7 protein-coding genes are annotated in these 19,438 nt (G+C 31.0%); all 7 read left to right on the forward strand.

Features of this window, described 5'->3' with window-relative positions; all coding sequences use genetic code 11:
* The coding region (locus CLAVI_RS04735; protein WP_228547648.1) for a hypothetical protein at positions 1–397 on the forward strand (397 nt) is incomplete at its 5' end.
* Between the two features lie 1,028 nt (positions 398–1,425).
* Positions 1,426–4,449: a hypothetical protein gene (locus tag CLAVI_RS04740; RefSeq protein ID WP_194844449.1), complete on the forward strand. Its 3,024-nt coding sequence runs from the start codon at positions 1,426–1,428 to the stop codon at positions 4,447–4,449.
* A 45-nt stretch (positions 4,450–4,494) separates the two neighbouring features.
* Positions 4,495–7,497, forward strand: coding sequence for a hypothetical protein (locus CLAVI_RS04745; protein WP_194844450.1), 3,003 nt, complete (start codon positions 4,495–4,497; stop codon positions 7,495–7,497).
* Positions 7,498–7,595: 98 nt separating this feature from the next.
* Positions 7,596–10,649, forward strand: a complete 3,054-nt coding sequence (locus CLAVI_RS04750) for a hypothetical protein (RefSeq protein ID WP_194844451.1) — start codon at positions 7,596–7,598, stop codon at positions 10,647–10,649.
* A gap of 154 nt (positions 10,650–10,803) precedes the next feature.
* Positions 10,804–13,740 carry a hypothetical protein gene (locus CLAVI_RS04755; RefSeq protein WP_194844452.1) on the forward strand — a complete coding sequence of 979 codons (2,937 nt, stop codon included), beginning with the start codon at positions 10,804–10,806 and terminating at the stop codon, positions 13,738–13,740.
* A gap of 27 nt (positions 13,741–13,767) precedes the next feature.
* Positions 13,768–16,119: a hypothetical protein gene (locus CLAVI_RS04760; protein ID WP_194844453.1), complete on the forward strand. Its 2,352-nt coding sequence runs from the start codon at positions 13,768–13,770 to the stop codon at positions 16,117–16,119.
* Positions 16,120–17,404: 1,285 nt separating this feature from the next.
* Entirely contained in the window at positions 17,405–19,126 is a 1,722-nt protein-coding gene (locus tag CLAVI_RS04765) for a hypothetical protein (protein WP_194844454.1), read from the forward strand.
* Positions 19,127–19,438 lie beyond the last annotated feature (312 nt).

Consider the following 19,438-nt stretch of genomic DNA (forward strand, 5'->3'; position numbering starts at 1 on the left):
GTTCAATAAAGTAGATAACTATTTTCATATAGGTTCCTATAAATTATCTGTAATACCCCAAGAATGGATAAAAGATAACCAGCCCTTCATGGTGAAAAAATATTTTATTTCACCCTCTATTTTGCTCACAATTGTAAAAATCATTTCCTATTTTACAATTATTATTCCTTTTATATTTTTGATCATGAAGATGGTTTTAAGATCTCGTTACAATTTTATTGCAAGCGACTCAATATTAAAAGAACATCAAAATATCTCTTCTTCAAATCTATCCCATCAGAACAATTCATCATCACACATATCTGATGTCCAGATTAAAAATGTTGTATCCAACAAAAAAGTAAGAAATCTCTCTCTAATTTTAGAAGAAGGTCTTTCTTTTTATTCTACTGAATAGCAAAGAATGTCTAAATTATCCTTTCTTAAATCACAATTTATATATCCATCTAAATATATTAATATTTTTCTTAACTGTTTAAATAAATCATGAAACCCATATTGATGAGATATAATTTGTAAAAGATTGATTGCTATTTTTTCATTGAAAGAAATTTTTGAATGAGGCTTTTAATTCCAAGGGCTTTTTTAGGTGATTTTATGTAGAATATATTTGATAAATGCACATATTTCTAATTAAGGCATCTAGTTTTAAGGCAAAGCTTTCAAGATCTGTACGAATAGGTTGTAGTCTAAAAGTAGATTTACTCAACATAACTATATTTTTAATATTGTAGGTAAAAAGAAAAGATACTTCAAAGAAAGTACTCTTACTGTTCATTAAAAATATTTTTGTATAAAAATAAAATGATTGAGATTACTTACTGTTTCTTCAAGGAAACGTTTTTTTAATGGCAAGTGTGTTACAAGATCTTTAGAAAAAGCATCCTTGTTTTTATGATGAAACACAGCTTTGCCATTAAGAATAATTCTTAGTTATATGGTTATAAGATATAGGACTCGAAAAGGATGTTATTTGTATTTTATGAATAAACATCTAATTATTTAAATGAATTACTAAGCGAGCAAAGTCAGGAATAGAATTGAATCAAGAAAATCCAATCTTAACATCTATGAAACGACTAACACTTGCATCTTTCCTAAAGTATAGCTTTACTTAAGCTATTTTATTCAGAACAAGCAGATATGTATCTATACAAAATTATCGTAAATAATCAAAAAAAAGTGCCTATCATCCCTCACTCTTGAATCTATTGTATTGAATATTACACTATAATGAAAAGGACCTTCATAAAATATTTTGCATGTTCTTTTTTATCCAGACCACCCATCATTTAATAAAACTTAATTTAATCACACTTTAAATTTAATAAGATTAATTCAAATATTATTAAAAAATATTGAGAACTACATTATTAAATGTTATTCTCCTCACCACATTTATAATATTTTTAATAATCCATCCTTATGCTTTCTATAAATTTTGTTATTCCAGAAACTACTTTAAGAGTCCTCCGAAGAACTCTAACCATAGCTCCTTATAATGCCCTTGATTGCCAAGCCTTGGACATACCAAAACTACTAAAAAAGATAATACTTAATATTGAGCGAGCAGCCATCGGAAACTATTCCTTAGTTAATATATATCCAGCAGAGCCACCTAGTCTCCAAAGCCCCTTCAACTCCATCAAAACTCTTAAAGAGTTAATTGCTATTCTCAATACTTGTTTACGCAAACAAAGATTCATGCTTCAAAAAACTTATGGCTCTACATTTTATTGCAGTATCATAAATTCTTTAAGAACAGCAATAACCATTCTGAATACTGCTCCAATTTTCCCAGAACGATCTTCGCCAGAACCTATTCAATCTGCTCCTCCTCCTCCTCCTTATTTGGTTTTTAATCCTATTTTTATATCGCTTACTTTATGCTATTCAAGAGAACAACTTTTGTTAAGCCCATACATTTCATCAACACAAACCCCTTTTTCTCTAAAAGACCAATTAACCTCTCATGCCAGAAAACTAAAAGAGGCAGCACTTCAAAGATATTCTCTTTTAAATCATTTTCCTGAAAAAAATTCTTCATCTTCCCCTGATCATCCAAAAGGTATCACAGATCTTCAAACACTTGTAATTAAACTAGAAAAGTGGATAAAACATAACTCTCTTCCTCTTCTAAACCAGTGTGGTCTATCAGCCCTCAGAGATATTTATAAAGATCTCTCAGAAGCAGCCAACTGCCTTTCCCTTACATCTTTCCAAACTCTATTACAAATAGAAAATCCACCTCAAACAAAGCATGAACCCTTATTAGCATATAAGGCTTCATCAACACCTGTCAATTCTACTCCTAGCCTATTGTTACCTCCTAAAAAACAAAAATTAAAGCCTACCATATCAGACTCTTCTCTTCCAATTCTTTCCCATATTGATAAAAACTTATCAATAAAAAAACGCTTATGGAAAAGATCCCATGAAACATCTATAGAAGCTTATTCTTCTCCTACCAAAAAACATAAATCAGAAAGCCCAACACCCATTTTAGGATTTTTTGACCTCTTTACAGAAAATCTAGCAACTGATTCTTCTCCTTTAGGCAGTCCATTAAATTTAGAAGAATTAATAGAAACTTTAAGACCAGAAACACCAATTATCCCTAAGGCATATGAAGTTGAAGAACTTACACTAGCTGGAAATAATATTTTCACACTCACTTCTATAACTACAGAAGACCTTGAAAGCTGGATAAATCATGCTCATTCATTAGTGGGCCAATGCTTAAATTATCCAGAAAACCTTTTAGTAAATTCTCTAGCAGACGTATCTGCCCTTGAACATGAATCTCAAACAAATTTAAGAAAATTTACACTGCAGCAACTTCTTAAATTTATGAACAGAAATCTTCCTTTCCTTTCAAAAATACAAGATCAACAAAGTCATCAAGAAATAACTGCATTGCATGGTCATTTAACAAAAGAACTAGAAAATGCTCTTTCAGAGATAGAAAAAGCTCTTATACCTCCAGCAACAACACTTATTCTTCCCTCACCTATACAAAACGTAAAACTTCCTAATGACAACAACAAATTTATCAAAGTTACAGTTTGTAAATCTCACTTCTTAATATCTAGTAGATATTCTATAAAAAGTGGCTTTGACTTCAAAAAATTTTTAGTGCAAGTAGAAAAAGCTAGCAAATTAAGCAAATATTCCTCTCTACAAATAATCTCTGGAATAGAAAAAGAGTCCTCCAATAATTTATTAACGTCTTTAATGGTTTTATACCATGTAACCAAACAAAATTATTTAAATTTCAAATATTTACATCCTTTTTCCAAAATTGATCGCGAAGCGCTTGCGTCTTTAAATACCTTAAATCAAAAATATTGTTTTTTAATGAAAGAGGAACATGACGACAATCATCATCACAACAACCTAAAAGAACAAGCCATTTCCATAATTCAACCTCCAACTTCTGTTGCTTCAACACCTTCCTTATCATATTTTACAGTGTTTTGTAATCCAAAATTTACAGATATCTTTTGGATAAGAAAAATGAATATCCCATCTCCTATAGATAATAATACAACTGTGCTTAACAATTGGATAATTAGCCTCAAAAAACATGCGCAGCGCATGCACAATTTACATTCTTATATTGAAAAACATCCTGTGTTTCTTAAATGTAATGATAAATCTTGGGCATTAACTCACCTTAGCGCTTTACCTATTCCAAAAGCACAATTAGAAAATATTTTAGGAAAAATTGCTCAATCTAATCTTACACTTTGCACATCTTATTTTTTAGAAATTTCACCTGAAGGAAAAGAAATTAAGCACCCTGGGTACAATGAAACAATAGAACTTTTATCCCCTTTAACATCAATTTTTAAAACAACACCTCCAGAAAGACCTGCCTCTGATATCGCCCCAATAAATTACTTAACTGCCACTGATAATTTATTTACACCTACTCATGCTCCTTTTATCACGTTGAGAGTACGTAATTCTTATTTTATTCTTTCTGTTTCCCAAATACTACATATGCAAAAAAGCAATTTTAGTAAAATTGTGCTTCATCAAATCAAACAAATTAAATCTAATATAAAAAAGATTATTAACGAATCTTCTTTTCCCATTGTTAAAACATCAACTATTCCTATCACGAATTTAACAACTTTGATACCCATGATGTATTGGGGATTAGGTTGTAATATATCTTTAGTAAAAAGTATGTTTCCCAAATCCTTTATAGAAAATAAAAATGTTACTGCTGTAGATCTAAAACTTAAAGAAGTTCTTCTTGATTCAGAAGAAATACAAGCCATGTTATTAGAAAGCTGGAAAAAAATATCCCCTCTTACACCTATTTCTCCATATGAATCTTTGAATCATCCATTTAAAGAGAATTTCACCATCATTTATAAAGAAATAAATCAATATACAGAGACAAAAACAAAAAATATTGAGAACTACATTATTAAATGATACTATCTCGCCATTCTTATAATAAATTTTTAACAATCTATCCTTGTGCTTCCTATAAATTTTATTTTTCCAGAAACTACTTTAAGAGTAATCCAAAGAACTCTAACCTTAACTCCCTATAACGCCCTTGATCACCAAGATGTGGACATACCAAAACTACTAGAAAAGATCATATTTGATGTTGAGCAAGCAGCCATTGGAAGCTATTCCTTAGTTAATACATATCCAGCAGAGCCACCAACCCTACAAAGCCCCTTCCACTCTGTCACAACTCTTACAGATTTAATTTTCACCCTTAATACTTGTCTAAGTGAACAGCAACGCATGTTGAAAGCAAATTATGGATCTCTATTATATGCCAGCCTCATAAATTCTTTAAATACAGCAAAAACAGTTCTGAATACTGCTCTAGTTTTGCCAAAACAATCTTCGCTAAAACCTCCTTATTCTACGAGTCTCCCTTCACCACATTTGGTTTTTAATCCTATTTTTATATCGCTTACTTTATTAATTTCAAAAAAACAACTTGTCTTAAGTCAGTATACTTCAGCAAAAAGAACCCATTCTTCTCTAAAAGACCGATTAACCTCTAACACCAGAAAACTAAAAGAGGCAGCACTTCAGGGATATTCTCTTTTAAATCATTTTCCTGAAAAAAATTCTTCATCTTCCCCTGATCATCCAAAAAATATTACAGATCTTCAAACACTTGTAATTAAACTAGAAAAGTGGATAAAACATAACTCTCTTCCTCTTCTAAACCAGTGTGGTCTATCAGCCCTCAGAGATATTTATAAAGATCTCTCAGAAGCAGCCAACTGCCTTTCCCTTACATCTTTCCAAACTCTATTACAAATAGAAAATCCACCTCAAACAAAGCATGAACCCTTATTAGCATATAAGGCTTCATCAACACCTGTCAATTCTACTCCTAGCCTATTGTTACCTCCTAAAAAACAAAAATTAAAGCCTCCCATATCAGACTCTTCTCTTCCAATTCTTTCCCATATTGATAAAAACTTATCAATAAAAAAACGCTTATGGAAAAGATCCCCTGAAACATCTATAGAAGCTTATTCTTCTCCTACCAAAAAACATAAATCAGAAAGCCCAACACCCATTTTAGGATTTTTTGACCTCTTTACAGAAAATCTAGCAACTGATTCTTCTCCTTTAGGCAGTCCATTAAATTTAGAAGAATTAATAGAAACTTTAAGACCAGAAACACCAATTATCCATAAAGCATATGAAGTTGAAGAACTTACACTTGCTGGAAATAATATTTTCACACTCACTTCTATAACTACAGAAGACCTTGAAAGCTGGATAAATCATACTCATTCATTAGTGGGCCAATGCTTAAATTATCCAGAAAACCTTTTAGTAAATTCTCTAGCAGACGTATCTGCCCTTGAACATGAATCTCAAACAAATTTAAGAAAATTTACACTGCAGCAACTTCTTAAATTTATGAACAGAAATCTTCCTTTCCTCTCAAAAATACAAGATCAACAAAGTCATCAAGAAATAAATGCATTGCATAGTCATTTAACAAAAGAACTAGAAAATGCTCTTTCAGAGATAGAAAAAGCCTATACACTTACAGAAATAAGACCTCCTTATAATCCACTTATTAAACCCATAGAAATTGTAAAACTTCCTTTAATTCAAAGGAATTTTATAAAAATCAAAAATTGTCAATTTTACTTTTTATTATGTAGAAGCAAAACCATGAAGAGTGAAAGTGAATTCAAAAAATTTTTAAAACAAGCTCAAAAAGCTTGTGCCTTAGGCGCATATCGTTCTTTACAAAAACTTCCAGAAATAAAAAAGGAAACTTCAAATAATTTATTATCCTCTTTAATAGTTTTATATTTTGTGACTAAACAAAATTATGTGAATTTAAAGGCCTCCCTTCCTTACGTGCGAATTGATCATGATGCTCTTAATTTTTTAAACACCTTAAATCAAAAATACTGTGATTTAGTAGGAGAAAAACATGATGATTTACATCATAGCAACAACCTACAAGAACAAAATTTTCCGACAATTCCATCTCCATCTTCTCGTCTTTCATCTATTTATTTATCATATCTTACAGTTTCTCCTACTTTGAAAAGTCCTCATACTTTTTGGATAAAAAAAATACTTATTCCATCTCCTATACATAACAGCTCAATGGTTCTTGCCAATTGGATAGAAAACCTAAATAAACATACTTTACGCATGCAAAATTTACATTCTTGTCTGCAATTAAATTCTGTATTTCTTAAATGTAATGATGAATCTTGGCCATTAACTCATTCTACTGCTTTACCTATTTCTCAAGCACAAGGGAACAATGTCTTATCAGCAATTTCTCAATATAACCTTACACTTTGCACATCTTACTTTGTAGAAAATTCAACTGAAGCAGGAGAAATTAAACACCCTGGATACTTTGAGACAAACACAATTTTATCCTTTGTAGCATCCATTTTTAAAACAACATCTACAGAAATCCCTACCCCTGGACTAACTACAATAGATACTCAAGACTGCTTACCTCCCAATGATAATTTATTTACATCTACTCATACCCCTTTTATAAGTTTAAGAAGGCCTGGATCTTCTTATACTCTTGCAGTTATCCCAACGCTACAGACCAACAAAAGCAATTTTAGTAGAATTGCTTTGCATCAAACAAAAAATCTTAAAAATCATATAAGCAATATTGTTAACAATTTTTCATTTCCTTTGATTAAAACATCAAACACACCTATCATGAATTTAACAACTTTTATATCTGTAATGTATTGGGTAATAGATTGTAATAGAGCTTTAATGCGAAATATGTTTCCTGTCACCTTTATCAAAACTCAAAATTTTACTAAAATAGATCTAAGACTTAAAGAAGCTATTGTTGAATCAAAAAAAATCGAAAACATATTATTTCAGGCCTGGGGAAAAATACACCCTGATACGCCTATTCCTCCTTATGAATCTTTAACGCACGCCTTTAAAGAAACTCTCACTGGTATTTATAAAAAAATAAATCAACAACAATAAATAAAATAAAGTTTATTGAAACAAAAAATGTTGAGAACTACATTATTAAATGATATTATCTTCGCAACATTTATAATAATTTTTAGTAATCTATACTTATGCTTCCAACAAACTTTGTTATTCCAGAAACTACTTTAAGAATACTCCGAAGAACTATTACCATAGCTCCTTTTAACGCCATTGATTGCCATGCTTCGCACATACCACAACTACTACAACAGATAATACTTAATCTTGAGCTAGCGGCTATTGGAAATTATTCCTTAGTTAATACATATCCAGCAGAGCCACAAACTCCTGAAAGCCCCTTCAACTCGATTACAACTCTTTCAGAGTTAATTTTTACTTTCAAAACTTGTCTAAGCGAACAGAGAAACGTAATTAAAAGAAATTATGGCGCTTCATTCTATAGCAATCTCTTAAATTCTTTAAGAACAGCCACAACCATTTTGAATACTGCTCCAATTCGTCCAGAAAGATCTTCACCAAAACCTATCCATTCTGCTGCTGCTACTGCTCCTTATTTGGTTTTTAATCCTATTTTTATATCTCTTACTTTATGCCATTCAAGAAAAAAACTTGTTTTAAACCCATATACCTCACTAAAAAACACCCATTCTTCTCTAAAAGAACGACTGCTCTCTAATGCCCGAAAACTAAAAGAAGGCGCTCAGAAAAAATATTCTCTTTTAAATAATTTTCCTGAGAAAGATGCTTCATCTTCATGTGATCATCCGAAAAACATTACAGATCTCCAAACACTTGTAAATAAGCTAGAAAAATGGATAAAACATAACTCCCATCCTCTTCTAAACCAGTGTGGTCTATCAGCCCTCAGAGATATTTATAAAGATCTCTCTGAAGCAAGCAGCAACCTCTCCCTTACATGCTTGCCAAATCTGTTACAAATAGACAATCAACCACAACAAAATTTACAAACTTCCCCATCAAATGCTTCTTCTTCAACATCTTTTCAACATTTTGAAGACTTACCTAGAGAAAGAAGCTTACAAAAAAGAGCTGCTGCAGAAGAAGCTCCAGGTGCTTCCTCTTCTCCTATCAAAAAGCATCGAACTGAAAGCCCAACACCTTTTTCAGAATCTTTTGACACTTTTTTAAAAAATCTAGTAACTGATTCTTCTCCTTTAGGCAGTCCATTAAACTTAGAAGAATTAGTAAAAACTTTAAGATCAGAAGCATCTCCTGACCCTCAAATATATCAAGTTGAAGAACTAACCTTAGTTGGAAGTAATGTTTTTACATTCACTTCCATAAATATACAAGACCTTGAAAGTTGGATAAATAATACTCATTCATTAGTGGGTCAATGCTTAAATTATCCAGAAAACCTTTTAGTAAATTCTTCAACAAACTTATCTGCCCTTAGACATGAATCTCACACAAATTTAAGAAAGTTTACACTTCAGCAACTTCTTGGATTTATGAAAAGGCATCTTCCTTTTCTTTCAAAAATACAAGATCAACAAAATAAGCAAGAAGCAATTTCTTTACATTCTCATTTAATAGACGAATTAACACATGCTCTTTTAGAAATAGAACAAGCCTGTATCACTACAACACAAACGCAAAATCCATTACAAGAAAAGTCTGGCTTAAATTTTCCATCTCCTTTAACGGAGTTGGAAAAATATGTTTCTTATAAAAATTACTCTAATTCACCCCTTAGCAAAAAAGAAGAGTCCATACTTGACATATCAGAAGTTCAACAACAAAAATTTATAAACCCCAATTCTTCTAAAAAGTCGATTTCTGCACAAGAACCTTTTGTTTCATTGAGAATACATGCTCACTATTTTTCAGTAATTTCTGTAACAATAATGCAATATGCGTCTCATATTAAAAAGTTTATTCAGCAAACAGAGCGCGCCATGTGCTTGTCAAGCTATGACTCTAAAATCATATTACCCGCAGTAAATAACAGCGCACAATCAGATCCTTTAAGTGTCCTTTCCACTCTCTACCATATAACTTGTAGAAACCTATATCTATATCAGAAAAACAACCCTCACTATTTAGTGAAAATAACACAATTCCTGAATCCACTACTAAACACTCTTAATGAAAACTACTGCAAACAACAAGGACTCATCCCTGACCCACAAAACCATCACCCCAAACTTGTAAAACTTAAAGTTTCTGATCTCAACTTTTGCTCAGTAACTGCAGGAGAACAACTTATACCTTATATTTCTATCTATCTCAAAAAAAAATCAACAAATACCTTTTCCATCAGAAAAACTTTCATAAAAACACCTATTGCTAATTCACTAACAACAGGAATGCATTTCCTTAGGAGCCTACAAAAACATAAGGATCGCATGAACATAATAGCATCTCTTGATGCGGACCTACGTGCGTATATTAAATGCCATGATAACTCCTGGCCATTAACCCATAAACAATCTTTAACCATCTCTGTTGCTCAGTTACAAAAAATTATAATAGCAATAGCCCATCACAACTATCAAGAATGCCTCCCATATTTAAAAATGCCCTCAGACCCTACAGAACAAATGACTCATTCTACTTATAATCAAGCAGAAAAAATTTTATCCTCTATATTAAACATGCCAATGACAGGTATTACCACGCCCATAGCCACCTTAATAACACAAGCATCTTTATCTGAGCTAAGCGCCATATCTCCTGAAACTCAAAAACCTCTTCCCTCTACTTATTTCATAACGCTTCTTAGGCCTAATCAATTATACCAACTGGCAGCTGTAAAAATTAATTCTATTGGAAAAAGAGACAACATGCTTCAGTTTTTACTAAATCAAGTGTCGAAAATAGAAAAATATTTAAATACTGAATTTTTAACTCCCACATTCCATTCTGTAAACAATGAGTCTCGTGCAATAACAAACAAAATTGAATTCATCCTTTTGTTATATTATGGAATAGACATAAACAAATTAATACTTAAAAAATATTTCGACGGAACATTCCCTGAAAAATCAAAATCTTCATTAGAAGAAAAATATACACTCATATCAAGCCTCTTAAACAAATTTGAGTCAACATTACAATCTACATGGAATCAATTATCAAAAGATAAAGAGATACCTCCTTTAGAAGAGATCAAACACCCATTCGCTAAAAAGCTCATAAATCTAAAATTAGTCCTTTAAAAATAATATCCAACCACTCACCCTAAAGAGGATAATTTGTATAAGCAAGAAATTAATTATTTTCTTGCTTATACAAACGCAGATGTAATTGATCATCAATTCATTAAATGTTATTGTAAACAATTTCCTTACAATAACCTGCTAACAAATTGCTATGTCTTTACCCATCAATTTTTCTTTCCCCGAAATCACTGTAAGAAGATACATAAAAACTATGAGTATTGGCCCTTCTGTACTTACTTGTACAAGAATAGAAGAGATACAAGAAGTACTATCTGCCATAATTGTTAATATCGAAGAAGCTGCTGCAGATAATTTTTTAGTCAAAAATGCCTTTTCAAGATCTTTGCAACCTATAGATAGCCCCTTTAACTCAGTTACAAGTCTTTCTGAATTAGTCTTAACTTTAAAAAAGTGTTTACATGTAAATAAAAACACGCTTGTACAAAATTGTGGTGCTACATATTACCAAAACATAACAAGCTCTCTCAGCACTGTTCAAGAAGTTATTAATACTAGGCAAAGGTTACCATCATTTCATTCTTTGATACATTTTAATTTTAACCCTCTCTTTATTTCTCTTTCTATATTACATATAGAAAAACAACTAGTTATGAAATACTGCAATGTAGTAAGCAGCAATTTCTTTTTTTTAAAAGAAAGATTAGAATGCATGGTAGAAATCCTCAAAGAAGGTGCTCAGAATGGGTTTTCTCTTCGTAATAATTTTCCTACAAATCCAGTAACTTCCTCTAGCTATCCAGGAAATATTAAAAATATTGCAATGTTAGTAGAGCAATTACAACTCTGGGTACAAACAAATGCACCTTTTCTTTTAAAGAAATATGACTCAGCATTTATCTACTCTATAACTAAAAGCCTTAAAACCATCGCCTTAAGCACTCCTCAATTAGATTCTTATAATCCTTTTCACGATCGATCACTAAAACAGAATCCTCTAAAAAGATATTCTGATAGTATTCCTGAAGCTACTGTTTCTTCGTCCAAAAAATATAAAATTGCAAGTCCTTTACTTACTTCAAGATCTACTGAACATCATTTAAAAGAGATTGTTAGTCCTTGTTCTTCTAAAAGCAGCCCATCAACCTTGCAATCTTTAAAGAAATCATTAGAAGTCAAAAATAATCTCTCTACACTGTATCGAGTAGAAGAACTAACGTTTTTTCAAAGCAACATCTTTATAATTATTCCAATACAGACAAGCGATCTTGAAGGATGGGCAAACAGAAACCACACTATAGTTGGTCAATTTTTAAATTATCCAGAAAATATTTTAGTAAATTCTCCTATAGATACACAAGCTCTTAAATATGAAACATTAACCAATTTAAGAGCTCTTTCACTTCAGAAATTGCTTGAATTTATGGCAAAACATGCTTCTTTTATCCCAAAAATACAAGATAAAACAAGCAATCATGAAGCCACGCACCTACATCTTCATTTAACAAAAGAACTAACCAATGCTCTTACAGAGGTAAAATCAGTCAACCTACTCATAAAACAAGATGCACATATTCCAGTAATAGAAGCTAACATCAGTATGGAAAAAAAAGAATTCATCCCTGTAAGCATTTCACCATCTTCTACATCAGAATATTCTTCTTCTAGCAGTAGCACAATGATAGTATCTACCGATTCTTCGTTAGAAGCTAGCAAACAACCCTATCTTTCTCTAAAAATCTCTCATACATATTTTGATGTAATTATTATCTCAGGATTTCAAACTAGTAATCATTTTAGAGCTTTTACTAAACAAATCAAAAAAGCCTCTCTTCTACTTAACTGTAACTTTAAAGTTACAATACCAGGGATATCTAAAATAATATTTAATAATTCTCTAAAAATTTTAACTCTCTTATATTATTTAGTTTCTAGAAATTTATACCTACATCATCAAAACCATCCTTTAAATAAAAGTAAGTCATCATGGTTCCTCAACCCTATACTAAATTACCTTAATGAAACATATTGCAGAAAACAACAACTAATACCTAATCCTCTTCAACATCACCAAGACCTTAAAAAGATTTTATTTTCTAATATGAATCCTCCCTTATATTCTTGTGAATCTACTAATTATATAACATATAAAAGCATCTATCTTCAGAAGCATACAACAAACATTTTTTTGATTAGAAATAAGTCTCTACAATCTCCTATTAACAAAACTCCAATCGATAATAAATATTTTTTACAGAGTATGAAAGATCATAACTCTCGCCTGAAAGCTCTCTCTTTATTAAATTCAAAACAACCTGTTTGGGTGAAGTGCCTTGATGAATCATGGGCATTAATACACAAACAAAATTATACTATACCTGCTTGTCAACTACATGAAATTGCTTTGAATATTTCTAAGTATAACTACACTGAATGCTTAAAACATTTTAAAATTTTCACAACTACTGGTGAAGAAGATTGGCATCCAGGATATGAACAAACTAAACAATACTTATCGTCAGCAATAGAAATATTTAATACAAGTTTACTAAAAGCTCAATCCTGCCCTTCTATCACACACCCTAAAAAAAAAGCTAAAATTTCCTCTCGCCTTAAAAAACCAAGACCTACCCTTACTACTATTATATCCTTTAGCAAGTCTGGAGACTACTACAACTTAATCGAAGCATCAATAACCTCAAAAAGAAGACATCATATTTCATCTTTCTTTTTAAAAAATTCCTTTAGATTAAAAAAATTTGTATTTCATATTATTTCTGCTGATAAATTTTGTAAAATACATAATCAAGAACAAGCTATGACAAATAAAAAAGACTGCATCTGCTTGTTATATCATGGAATTTTATTAAATATTAGCTTAGTTAGAGCACATTTTGAAGGAGCATTTAGAACAGTAAATGAGAGTCTCTTAAAGAAAAAGTATAACAAAATATTAAAAAATTTATACGACGCACAACTTTTCTTGCAAAAAACCTGGAATACAGAAATACCTCAACTCCCTATTCCCTCTATTGAAACTATCAACCACCCTTTTACAACAAATTTAAAGGCTATACATCAAGCTATTCAATCTATAACAATTGACTCTCATGATAATGAGGTGCCATAATCCCATAATCTACAATGAATTTATTATATGACCACTTTTTTTAATCCTATTTTTGTTAATTTACTTCTTTCGCCAGAGAAGCATCTAGCTTTAATTGAACCAATTAAGCATGCAGGCAATACTCCTTTTACCATAAAGCATCATCTAGAAAAAATGGCAAGAGATGCTGCAACAGCATCTTTGCAAAACTATTCTTTTGAAAATGCCTGCTTACAAACAACAACTATTCCTGAGACCTCTTGTCAAAATACTTTTACCCTACAAATATTTGTCTCTAAACTACATCAATGGCTACACAACAATAGTTCTTCTTTAATAGCCACTCATGGCCTTTCATTTTACACAAATATTATTGCCTCTTTGGGCAATCCAAAAAAAGAAACCCAAACAAAAACTGTAAGCACAACATCTTCACAACCATATCAAGGCTTATCCCGAAAACATCGACTATTAGGACATCCTGCCGAACAAGAATCAATAGTACCTCCTTTAGCAAAACAAGCTAGAATAGAAGATGCTCAACCAATCACAAGTACTGCTAGTCTTAGCTATCAATTGCAAGAAATAGTCATGCTAGAAGATACAGTGATGTCAATACAAACCTCTACAATCACTGACTTAAGCACCTGGATCGCTCAGACACATTTATTAGCAAGCCAAGTTTTATCTCATCATGAAATATTTTTTGTTTCTGTAAGAGAAGATATTCCCTCTCTTGCACATGAATCTATACTGAACTTAAGATCTTTGACCCTGCAGGTTCTTCAAAGATTTTTATCTAAACATACTTGCTATATAGATTTGATGTCAGACATTCAGGAAAAAAAAACAACTACAACAGCACATCATATTTTACTAAAAGACATTCAATATGCTCTTTTAGAGTTAGAGAATACCATTCAAGCTGCAGCTGAAGCAATGACAGTCACAACAGACCTAAAACCATTAACTTCAATAAAAAATATAAAAACCAAAAAAAACAAGAGCTCTTTTTCTAAAACAAAACAAAAAGCTGTGAAAATGCAAAAAAACAGCTGCTTGTATATAGGAATAAGAACTCATTTACAGCATTTTTCGCTTGTTCGTAGACAAACCATGAATCATGGAAAAGAGCTCAAAAAGTTCTTCAATCAAGTAAAAAAAGTAAGCATCTTTAAAAAATGCTCATGTGTATGCACAATACCTGAAATGCACTTAAATCAAAGAACCACTAATCCACTAAATATTATTTCTTTGTTATATCACACAGTATCTAGAAATTATTATGTTTTTACAACTTCACATCCAAGATCTATAAGTTTAAAAACCATCTTCCATGACACACTAGACACTTTGAATAAACAATACTGCCTTCAAAAAAAAATTACCCCTAATCCTTTAAATCATCATCCAGACCTTCTAAAAGTAACTGTTTCTGCTGCTACTCCTCCTTTACCCATTGAATCTCAGCCTATATTTTCATATATTTCTATTGTACCTGATAAAATAATTTTAAATACTTTTTGGATTAGAAAAATTCATATCCAATCAGACTCAAACCCATCTTCCTCTCAACGCTTACATCTAAAATTAAGTATTTCAAAACATGATATGAGAATGAAAAAATTATTTGAGTTATCTTTAGAAAAAAATTATTTTATCAAATGTAATGATAACTGTTGGCCTGTAAAGCATTTATCCAAATTCCCCATTTCAAGACATCAATTATGCGAAATAGCTTATGCAATTTCTGAAAAAAATCTCCTATTCTTCGGCTCGTATTTCCAAAGATCTAAGGAAACTATATTAGATGTAGAAGAGATAATGACATTAACCATGAAAAGTTTTAAAGATTTTTCTAGTACTAGCACCTCAAAAACTGTTTCCTCAACGTCTATATCTTATTTCACACCAGTTGCAACACCTTTACTCTCTCTAAAAACAACAAATCATCGATATGAAATGTCTATGCGCTGTACATCAAGCAATAAAAGAGAAAACATTCTAAAATCCTCTGCAAGACAAGCTCTAAAGCTAGCTCATCATGCTAAAAAAATTTTATCTAATTCTAGATTTTCTTACACATCACATGAGGGTTTGAATGTAAATAACAAACAACATTTTTTAGTTGTATTACATGAAGGTGTTATATGTAATACTTTATTTTTAAAACAACAGTTTGAGGGTACATTTGCTCGTAAATTTACAACTCAAAATGAAATTAAATATCAAAAAACTCTTTCAGTCCTGAAAGAAATCACTACATTAATACATCAAACATGGAAAACTTTATTTCCTGGGAAACCAATACAATCTATTCATGAAGTAGAACACCCATTAAAAAATTTACTAATACAATTTCATAATCGTTTAGAGGGTGAAAAATCTAGTGCTCCCTAATCAATAAGTAATGATATCTGATGCCAAAGGTTTTTTTAGCAATATTAATTGTCTCCAATTCACAAAAATTATTAAGCAAAATAAATTCCTATCTACTCATTTATCCTTAACTTCTCCCTCTGCAAAACGCTTATTCATCGACTTCTGGCAACAACATCCTAAATCTTTAGAAATATTTTTGACAATTCTAAAAATCATAAATTACTGTACAATCATCATTCCTCTTGTTGCATTTTTATCTCATTATCTATGGCAGTTTTACTGCCTTTATAAATCAGAAAAAGCCTCTTTCAATATATCTAGAAGCCCTCAATCATACAACCAGATGCTTTTTTAAATATAGATTTTACAAGAAATTTAGAAAATGGGATTTCACAAGAAAATTTAAATCTTATCTTTATAAAATTACAACAAGCTCCTCATGCTTTAGTCTCCACTTATTATATTTCTCAAGCGAGATCTATTATTTTTTAGCTTAAAGACCTTCCTAAATTTATTTTAAAAATAGATCTAGATCCAGATACTTTTGTCACTCGCATAACAGGATTAAAAAATAATTGAAGCATTAGTAAAAACAAAAAATTATAATAGAATTATTATTCCAAAATTTTGTCTTATTACAATTTCTTCCAATGAAAATAAAGCACAACAATGTGTAATTGAAGAAAAAATTAATTTATTCAAAAGTGAACAAATCTCAAAGCTAAGGCTACCATTTTACCTGCAGCATATGGATGGTTAGAGCATGATAAAGAGCTCCGATTTACTATTATTCAACTTTCATTGATTATTCAAAAACAGGTCTACCTGATATTTTCCATCATAATGTCCCAATAATTTGTGATAATAATAGATGGAAAATATGCCTTATTGATCTTGGATTGTTTGAAACTTCCCCAGATAAGGTTGGATATAATCTCAAGCAATTAATGAGATGCACTTCCTCAAAAGAAAGCATGCACGTTATCATCGAATCTTGTAATACTGACTTGAGCCCAAAAACAACTACGAATAGATCTTTTGCAAGAAAAAAATTCCTATATAGCACCACCTATGATGAATCCAAGGTATCTTAAATCATTATCTAAAGAATTGACCTTGAACTAAGTATTGATATAATCTAACGTAATTAACTGACCCACATGGATTTAGAAAACAATCCACTTATTATAAGATTAACTGATGCTTAAAACAAATTTGTGCATCTCTTAAATTATTTTGCTATAACAATCATTTTTTTCTTAAAAACTTTATATTTTATTCATAAATAAAATAAAATTATTATATGTTTATTCATCATTTTTTTACTCCTATCTCTTTTATCTCTACATCTCATCCCCCCTTAAGAGCAAAATTAATCAATCTTGTCGATGATTACTTTCATCTTCATGGCCCTACTTTCATAGTAGAGCAACCATCTAGCCCCCACAATCCACTGACATATAATGGAATGCTTAAAAAAGCTATATCCACTAAGCCTCAAGAACAAGCTCATAAAATCCTTATTTTAACAGCCAAAATCCTTTCCTATACCACGCTAATCATTCCTTTTATTATGCTCTTAGCTAAATATCTTTTGCGACAACCCTATACCTTTGTGCCTTTGCTTCAAGATCATACTTCTTCCACAGAAACAGCCAATCCAACAGGCTTTGCTAACAGTCTTTCAATGCCTACTGAATTTGTAAAAACTCAAGATTTAAAAACAATAACCTCAATATTAAGCACTTCAATCCCTTTGGTTATTACGAAACCAGTAAATAAAAATATTTTTTCTTCATGCAAATCTAGCAAAGGTATCCATGATTTTGAACTTAACTCAGCTCCAAATTTCGTCTTTAAAATAGCTGATGATAATGAATACGCCCAGACTATATTTGCTAATACGCAAAGGATAGAAAATTTAATCAAAGCAAAAGGTTATAACAAAGTATTTGTCCCAAAATCTCAACTTTTAAAAATCACTCTCCCCAACAATACAACTAAATTTTGCATCATCAAAGAAAAACTAAGCTTTCCAGAAGAGCATAAAAAAAATTATTTAGGATGGTCCATCATTCCTGAAGCATATGGATGGTTAGAGCATGATGAAGAGCTAAGACCTGCTATTGCACAAACAGCGTCTATTATTCAAGAAAGTGGCCTATCTGATGTATATTATCGTAATACTCCAGCTGTCTTACATAATGGTGAGTGGAAAATTTGTCTGCTTGGAACAGAGGACTTTAGACCCTCTCCTGCCATGATTAGGTATAATCTTTTACAGCTGATCCAATGCGCTTTCTCTGAAAAAAGCATTCAAGCCATTATAGACTCTTGTAATCCTGCATTAATTTCTCAAAACAATATTCAATCTCTTCTTAATGATCTTCAAAATAAAAAAATAAAACGATCAGAAGAAATTTTAAATATCCTTCTTTATAAAAATGATTACAAAAAAATGCAGACCTCCTTAGGCCATATCAACAACCCCTTTAAACCCATTATTATTGATATAGAATCCTTAAAGCTCGATCTTACTCAAACAGCCCTAAGCCCTAATCAAGAAAACATAGCAATCAAAGATGTGATAAATACAGTCATTACTTTATTAAACAAACAACTAAGCATAAAGTCTATAGAACCTTTTCACCAATACGATAATCATCAATATGACAATCATCGTTTAATAAATTTTCCTCTTGTTACTTATAGTAAAAAAGAAAAAGACTATATTCCTCATCCATCAATATCTGGGTACCTCTCTGATACTGAGCTGCCTTTGTTACACCTACTAGGACTTACTTCAAAAGAAATTTCAGATTTTAAAGCATTAATCGCGTTGAGAAAAAATCAAGGCAAGCATACTCAAGCACAGCATAATAAAGCCTTAGAATACCAAAAGAAAACATGGCTGTACCAAATATTTACAGCTTTACAGGAAAATGGTTATATCTTTTCTTCTCCCTACAATGGTCCAGAAGGCATAAAACTTCTTCTATCCCCTGAATTTAAAATCAAAATGTAATAAATATTTTTAATAAAAAAATGTTTTTTCTATTTAATTCAAAACTAAAGCTCATATACTATAACTAATAGATTCAGATTGCCTTTCAAGGCTAAAGCTCATATACTATAACTAATAGATTCAGATTGCCTTTCAAGGCTAAAGCTCATATACTATAACTAATAGATTCAGATTGCCTTTCAAGGCTAAAGCTCATATACTATAACTAATAGATTCAGATTGCCTTTCAAGGCTAAAGCTCATATACTATAACTAATAGATTCAGATTGCCTTTCAAGGCTACTATCTTTCTTTAAATTAAAGTAACAGGGC

It is taken from the genome of Candidatus Clavichlamydia salmonicola (assembly GCF_015356765.1).
Taxonomy (GTDB): domain Bacteria; phylum Chlamydiota; class Chlamydiia; order Chlamydiales; family Chlamydiaceae; genus Clavichlamydia; species Clavichlamydia salmonicola.

What these genes read in the sequence shown, in the direction of transcription:
- CLAVI_RS04755 (WP_194844452.1), top strand. Translation starts at nt 10,804, where the DNA reads ATGTCTTTACCCATCAATTTTTCTTTCCCCGAAATCACTGTAAGAAGA.
- CLAVI_RS04750 (WP_194844451.1), top strand. Translation starts at nt 7,596, where the DNA reads ATGCTTCCAACAAACTTTGTTATTCCAGAAACTACTTTAAGAATACTC.
- CLAVI_RS04760 (WP_194844453.1), top strand. Translation starts at nt 13,768, where the DNA reads ATGACCACTTTTTTTAATCCTATTTTTGTTAATTTACTTCTTTCGCCA.
- CLAVI_RS04765 (WP_194844454.1), top strand. Translation starts at nt 17,405, where the DNA reads ATGTTTATTCATCATTTTTTTACTCCTATCTCTTTTATCTCTACATCT.
- CLAVI_RS04740 (WP_194844449.1), top strand. Translation starts at nt 1,426, where the DNA reads ATGCTTTCTATAAATTTTGTTATTCCAGAAACTACTTTAAGAGTCCTC.